The sequence below is a fragment of the Streptomyces sp. NPDC126497 genome (assembly GCF_040302425.1).
In the GTDB taxonomy this organism is placed as follows: domain Bacteria; phylum Actinomycetota; class Actinomycetes; order Streptomycetales; family Streptomycetaceae; genus Streptomyces.
Genome location: NZ_JBEORT010000166.1, coordinates 1 through 7,475, shown reverse-complemented (window position 1 = coordinate 7,475; position 7,475 = coordinate 1). Strand labels below are relative to the sequence as shown.

The window sequence follows — 7,475 nt, the reverse complement described above, 5'->3', positions numbered from 1 at the left end:
GGGCGAGGCGTGGGCGCACGGCGCGGACGTCGACTGGGACGCCTTCTACGCAGGCACCCGTCCCCACCGCGTCGACCTCCCCACCTACCCCTTCCGCCGCGAGTGGTACTGGCTCACCCCCGACGGGACCGACCGGCCCGCCGGCACCGGCGGCGACCCCGCCGACGGCGAGTTCTGGTCCGCCGTCGAGAGCGGTGACGTCACCCGCCTGTCCACCGTCCTGGACATCACCGGCGACGACACCGAGGCGTTCAGCAGCCTGCTGCCCGCGCTCGCCTCCTGGCGCCGCCGCCGCACCCTGCGCACCACCCTCGACTCCTGGCGCCACCGCGTCCACTGGACCCCCCTGACCGGAGCCGCCGGACCCGTCCCCGCCGGCCGCTGGCCCGCGCTCGTCCCCGCCGGGCACGCCGACGACCCCTGGGTCGACGACGTCCTCACCGCCCTCACCGCCCGCGGCCTGCGCGTCGAGCGCCACGACCTGACCGGCGACGAGGACACCGAGGCCCTCACCGCCCTGCTCACCGCCCCCGACGGCGAGGAACCCACCGGAGTGCTGTCACTGCTCGCCCTCGACGAGCGGCCGCACCCCGACCACCCCGCCGTCCCGCGCGGCCTCGCCGCCGCCAAGGACCTGACGCACGCCCTCACCGGCACGGGCGCCCGTCTGTGGGCGCTCACCCGCGGCGCCGTCTCGGTCGACAGCCGGGACCCGCTGGTCTCGCCCGTCCAGGCCGAGACCTGGGGCTTCGGCCGCGCCGTCGCCCTCGAACTCCCGGACACCTGGGGCGGACTCGTCGACCTGCCGCCCACCCCCGACCCGCGCGCCCTCGACCGCCTGCCCGCACTCCTCGGCGGCCCCGAGGACCAGCTCGCCGTGCGCGCCGCCGGCACCTACGCCCGCCGGCTCGCCCGGATGCCGCTGCCCGAACCCGCCGGCGACGCCGACCCCACCGGCACCTGGCCGGCGCACGACACCGTCCTGATCACCGGCGGCACCGGCGCCCTCGGCGCCCACGTCGCCCGCTCCCTGGCCGCCGCCGGCACCCGGCACCTGGTCCTCACCAGCCGCCGCGGCCCCGACGCCCCCGGTGTCGCCGATCTGACCGCCGAACTCACCGCGCACGGCGCCCGCGTCACCGTCGCCGACTGCGACGTCGCCGACCGCGACCAGCTCGCCGCACTCCTCGGTTCCCTCCCCGCCGACCTGCCGCTCACCGGCGTCGTCCACGCCGCGGGCGTCCTCGACGACGGCGTCCTCGACGCCCTCACCCCGGACCGCTTCGACGCCGTCCTGCGCCCGAAGACCCTCGGCACCGCCCACCTGCACGAACTCACCCGCGACCACGACCTGTCGATGTTCGTGCTGTTCTCCTCCGTCGTCGGCGTCCTCGGCAACGCCGGACAGGCCAACTACGCCGCCGCCAACGCCTACCTCGACGCCGTCGCCGAGCAGCGCCGCGCCGCAGGACTGCCCGTCACCTCCGTCGCCTGGGGCCCCTGGGCCGACGCCGGCATGGCCACCGCCGAGGTCCTCACCGACCGGATGCGCCACGACGGACTCACCCCGATGGCGCCGGACACGGCCGTCGCCGCACTGTGCGCCGCCGTCACCGAAGGCGCCCCGCACGTCACCGTCGTCGACGTCGACTGGCCGTCGTACGCCGGAGTCCTGACCGCCGCCCGGCCCAGCCCCCTCATCGGCGACCTGCCCGAGGTCCGCCGGGCCCTGGAGGCCGCCAAGGCCGCCGCGCCCGACACCCACGCCCTGCGCGACCGGCTGTGCGGCCTCGCACCGGCCGACCAGGACCGCCTGCTCACCGACCTGGTCCGCGCCGAGGTCGCCACCGCCCTGCGCCACGCCTCGCCCGAGGCCGTCGACGTGCACCGCGCCTTCAAGGACCTGGGCTTCGACTCGCTCACCGCCGTCGAGGTGCGCAACCGCATCACCGCCGCCACCGACGTCAGGCTGCCCACCACGCTGCTGTTCGACCACCCCAACACCGCCGCCGTCGTCGAGCACCTCAAGGACCGGCTGCTCGGCGAACAGCGGCCCGCCGCCGCCCCCGTGGCCGTCGCGGCCGGCGTCACCGACGAGCCGATGGCCGTGGTCGCCATGGCCTGCCGCTTCCCCGGCGGGGTCACCAGCCCCGAGGAACTGTGGGACCTGATGGTCGCCGAGGTCGACGCGGTGTCCACCCCGCCCGCCGACCGCGGCTGGGACCTCGACTCGATGTACGACCCCGACTCCGAGCGGCAGGGCACCACCTACAGCCGTGAGGGCGGCTTCATCCAGGACGTCGCCGGATTCGACCCGGCGTTCTTCGGGATCTCCCCGCGCGAGGCGCTCGCCATGGACCCGCAGCAGCGCCTGCTCCTGGAGACCTCCTGGGAGGTGTTCGAACGCGCCGGCATCGACCCGGAGACCCTGCGCTCCACCGCCACCGGGGTCTTCGTCGGCACCATCAACACCGACTACCAGGTCCGCCTGGGCGGCGCCGCCGCCCAGGAGCAGCTCGCCGGCCACCTCATGACGGGCAACGCCTCCAGCATCGCCTCCGGCCGGCTGTCCTACACGTACGGCTTCGAGGGGCCCGCCGTCACCGTCGACACCGGCTGCTCGTCCTCCATGGTCGCCCTGCACCTGGCCCTGCAGTCGCTGCGCACCGGCGAGTGCACCATGGCCCTGGCCGGCGGCGTCACCATCATGTCCACCCCCGAGCCCTACGTGGAGTTCTCCCGGCAGCGCGGCCTGGCCCCCGACGGCCGCTGCAAGGCGTTCGCCGAGGGCGCCGACGGCATGGGCTTCGCCGAGGGCGTCGGCCTCGTCCTGCTGGAACGCCTCTCCGACGCCCGCCGAGGCGGCCACCCCGTCCTCGCCGTCGTCCGCGGCTCCGCCGTCAACCAGGACGGCGCCTCCAACGGATTGACCGCCCCCAACGGACCCTCCCAGCAGCGCGTCATCCGCCAGGCCCTCGCCAACGCCGGACTGTCCGCCGCCGACGTCGACGTGGTCGAGGCGCACGGCACCGGCACTCCGCTCGGCGATCCCATCGAGGCCCAGGCCCTCCTCGCCACCTACGGCCAGGACCGCCCCGCCGACCGGCCGCTGCTGCTCGGCTCGCTGAAGTCGAACATCGGCCACACCCAGGCCGCCGCCGGGGTCGGCGGCATGATGAAGATGGTGCTCGCGATGCGGCACGGCATGGTGCCCAGGAGCCTGCACATCACCGAACCCACCTCGGTCGTCGACTGGACCGGCGGCGCCGTCCGCCTGGTCACCGAGGCCACCCCCTGGCCGGAGACCGGCCGGCCCCGCCGCGCCGGCGTCTCCTCCTTCGGCATCAGCGGCACCAACGGCCACCTCATCCTCGAACAGGCCCCGGACGCCGAGCCCACCGACGAGACCGGCGACCCGGCCGCGGAGACGGACGGCGTCCTCACCGAAACGGCCCAGGCCCCGGTGTGGCTGCCGTGGGTGGTGTCGGCGAAGTCGCGTGAGGCGGTGCGGGAGCAGGCGGCGCGGCTGGCGGCGTCCGTGCGGGACGGTGGCGCGGGTGCGCTGGACGTGGCGCACTCGCTGGTGTCGACGCGTGTCGCGATGGAGCACCGCGCGGTCGTCGTCGGCCGTGACAACGGTGATCTCCTCGCCGGCCTCGACGCGCTCGCCGCCGGGCGGCCCGCCCCCGGCCTCGTCGAGGGCACCGCCGTCGAAGGCGGTGACGTCGTGTTCGTCTTTCCCGGTCAGGGGTCCCAGTGGACCGGTATGGCGGTCGAGTTGCTGGAGACCTCGCCGGTGTTCGCCGCTCGTATGGCGGAGTGCGCGGCGGCCCTGTCACCTCACGTCGAGTGGTCGTTGCTGGATGTGGTGCGGGGTGTGGAGGGTGCTCCTTCGTTGGAGCGGGTGGATGTGGTGCAGCCGGTGTTGTGGGCGGTGATGGTGTCGTTGGCGGAGGTGTGGCGGTCGTGCGGGGTGCGGCCGGCTGCTGTGGTGGGGCATTCGCAGGGTGAGATCGCGGCCGCGTGTGTGGCGGGTGCGTTGTCGTTGGAGGATGCGGCGCTGGTGGTGGCGTTGCGTTCGCGTGCGTTGCGTGCTCTGTCGGGTGCGGGCGGCATGGTGTCGGTGGCGTGTGGTGTGTCGGTGGTGCGTGAGCTGGTCGGCCGGTGGGAGGGCCGGGTGTCGGTGGCGGCGGTGAACGGGCCGTCGTCGGTGGTGGTCTCCGGTGACGCGGAGGCGTTGGACGAGCTGCTGGTGGTGTGTGGGGAGCAGGGGGTGCGGGCGCGTCGGGTGGCGGTGGACTATGCGTCGCATTCGGCTCATGTGGAGCGGATCGAGGGGGAGTTGGCGGAGCTGTTGGCTCCGGTGGTGCCGCGGTCGGGTGCGGTGCCGTTCTATTCGACGGTGTCGGGTGGTGTGTTCGACACCGCCGGGCTGGACGCGGGGTACTGGTACCGGAATCTGCGGGGGACGGTGGAGTTCGAGGCGGCGACGCGTGCGCTGCTGGCGGACGGTTTCCGGGTGCTGGTGGAGGTGAGTGCGCATCCGGTGGTGGCGACGGGGGTGCGCGAGACGATCGAGGACGCGGGTGTCGCCGCCGGTGTGGTGGGGACGTTGCGGCGTGGTGAGGGGGGCTGGGAGCGGTTCACGCTGTCGCTGGGCGAGGCGTGGGCGCACGGCGCGGACGTCGACTGGGACGCCTTCTACGCAGGCACCCGTCCCCACCGCGTCGACCTCCCCACCTACCCCTTCCAGCGGCAGCACTACTGGCCCCGCTTCGCCGACTCCGCCGGCGACGTCACCTCCGCCGGACTGGACTCACCCGACCACCCCCTGCTCGGCGCCTCGGTCGAACTCGCCGGTGGCGACGGACTCGTCGCCACCGCCCGCTGGTCCCTGCGCAGCCAGCCCTGGCTCGCCGACCACGCCGTCTCCGGCACCGTCGTCGTCCCCGGCACCGCGCTCGTCGAGTCCGTCATCCGCGCCGGTGACGTCCTCGGCGTCGGCAGCGTCGACGAACTGACCCTCCAGGCCCCCGTCGTCCTCCGGGAACGCGGCGAGGTCCAGGTCCAGATCGGCATCGGCGACGCCGACGACTCCGGCCGCCGCCCCGTCACCGTCCACACCCGGACCACCGGACCCGACGGCGACACCGAGGACCTGTGGACCCTGCGCGCCCAGGGCACCCTCACCGAACCGGGCGCCCCCGCCGTGGCACGACCCGAGGACTTCACCGCCTGGCCGCCGCCCGGCGCCACCGCCCTGGCCGCCGACGGCTTCTACGACCTGCTCGCCGGCCGCGGCTACGAGTACGGCCCCGTCTTCCAGGGCGTCCGCGCCACCTGGCGGCGCGGCGACGACGTCTTCGCCGAGGTCGTCCTGCCCGACCAGGCGCGCGGCGACGCCGCCCGGTTCGGCATCCACCCCGCCCTGCTCGACGCCGCCCTGCACGCCGCCGGGCTTGCCCCCGGCGGCGACGACCGCACCGTCGTCCCCTTCGCCTGGTCCGGCGTGTCCCTGTACGCCACCGGCGCCACCGCGCTGCGGGTACGGATCTCCCCGGCCGGCGAGGACACCGTCACCGTCCACCTCACCGACCCCAGCGGGGCGCCCGTCGCCGTCATCGACTCACTGGCCGTCCGCGAGGTGACCGCCGAAACCCTCGACCCGTCCGCACGGGCCGCCCGCGACTGGCTGTTCCACCTCGACTGGACCCCCCTCACGCCCGCCGCCACCCCCGCCGACACGACCGGCTGGGCCGTGCTCGGCGCCCCCGTCACCGCCCCCGACGGCACGTCGCTGCCCGTCCTCGCCGGCCTCACCGCTCTCGACGACGCCACCGGCCCACGCCCCACCACCGTCCTGCTGTTCGCCGGACAGCACCCGCCGGCCGCCCCCGCCGCCCGCCCCGGCGACGACACCCCGGCCGCCCCCGACACCCTCCTCGACGAGGTCCTGACCACCGTCAACGACTGGCTCGCCGACGACCGCACCACGGAGACACCGCTCGTCGTGGTCACCCGCCACGCCGTCGCCACCGGACCCGGCGACCCCGCGCACGACCTGCCCGGCGCCGCCGTCTGGGGCCTGGTGCGCTCCGCGCAGTCCCAGCACCCCGGCCGCCTGGTCCTCGCCGACCTCGACGTCCACCCGGACTCCTGGCGGGCCCTGCCCGCCGCGCTCGCCACCGGCGAGCCGCAGCTCGCCCTGCGTCAGGGCACCGCCCACGCGCCCCGACTGGCCCGTCCCCGCACCGCCGACACCCTGACCGCGCCCGACGGCGCCGCCGCCTGGCGCCTGGACATCCCGGTCAAGGGCTCCGTCGACCGGCTGGAACTGGTGCCCTGCCCCGAGATCACCGACGCGCCCGCCCCCGGACACGTCCTGATCGAGGTGCGTGCCGCCGGACTCAACTTCCGCGACGTCCTCAACACCCTCGGCATGTACCCCGGCCCCGCCGTCCTCCTCGGCGCCGAAGCCGCCGGCGTCGTCACCGCCACCGGACCCGGCGTCACCGGCCTCGCGCCCGGCGACCGCGTCATGGGCCTGGTCACCGGAGGCTTCGGCACCCACGCCGTCGCCGACGCCCGCATGGTCGCCCCCGTGCCCGACGGCTGGACCTTCACCCAGGCCGCCTCCGTGCCCGTCGCCTTCCTCACCGCCTACTACGGCCTGCGCGACCTCGCCGGCCTCACCGCCGGCGAGTCCGTCCTCGTCCACGCCGCCGCCGGCGGCGTCGGCATGGCCGCCGCCCAGCTCGCCCGCCACTGGGGCGCCGAGGTCTACGGCACCGCCGGCGACCACAAGCGGCGCCTGCTGCGCGCCGAGGGCTGGGCCGACGACCACCTGGCCTCCTCCCGCACCCTCGACTTCGAGGACCGCTTCCGCGCCACCAGCGGCGGACGCGGCGTGGACGTCGTACTGAACTCGCTGGCCGGCGACTTCGTCGACGCCTCACTGCGCCTGCTCGCCCCCGGCGGCCGCCTCGTCGAAATGGGCAAGACCGACGTCCGCGACCCCGGCCAGGTCGCCCTCGACCACCCCGACGTCGCCCTCTACCGGGCGTACGAACTGCGCGAGGCCGGCGAGGACCGCATCCGGGAGATGTTCGCCGACCTCACCCGCCTCTTCGCCGACGGCTCCCTGCACCCGCTGCCCACCGTCACCTGGGACGTCCACCACGCCCGCGAGGCCTTCCGTCACATGGCGCAGGCCAAGCACTACGGCAAGATCGTCCTCACCGTGCCGCGCGCCTGGGACCCCGACGGCACCGTCCTGATCACCGGCGGCACCGGCACCCTCGGCGGCATCCTCGCCCGCCACCTCGTCACCCGGCACGGCATGCGCCACCTGCTGCTCGCCGGCCGCCGCGGCCCCGACGCCCCGGGTGCCGCCGCCCTGCGCGAGGAACTCACCGCCCTCGGCGCCCGGGTGACGGTCGTCGCCTGCGACGCCGCCGACCGCGACCGGCTCGCCG

1 protein-coding gene is annotated in these 7,475 nt (G+C 75.5%); it reads left to right on the top strand.

The genetic code is table 11. The features are described 5' to 3' along the window. A partial coding sequence (locus tag ABTY20_RS34290) for an SDR family NAD(P)-dependent oxidoreductase (RefSeq protein WP_352001060.1) occupies positions 1-7,475 on the top strand: 7,475 nt, incomplete at both ends.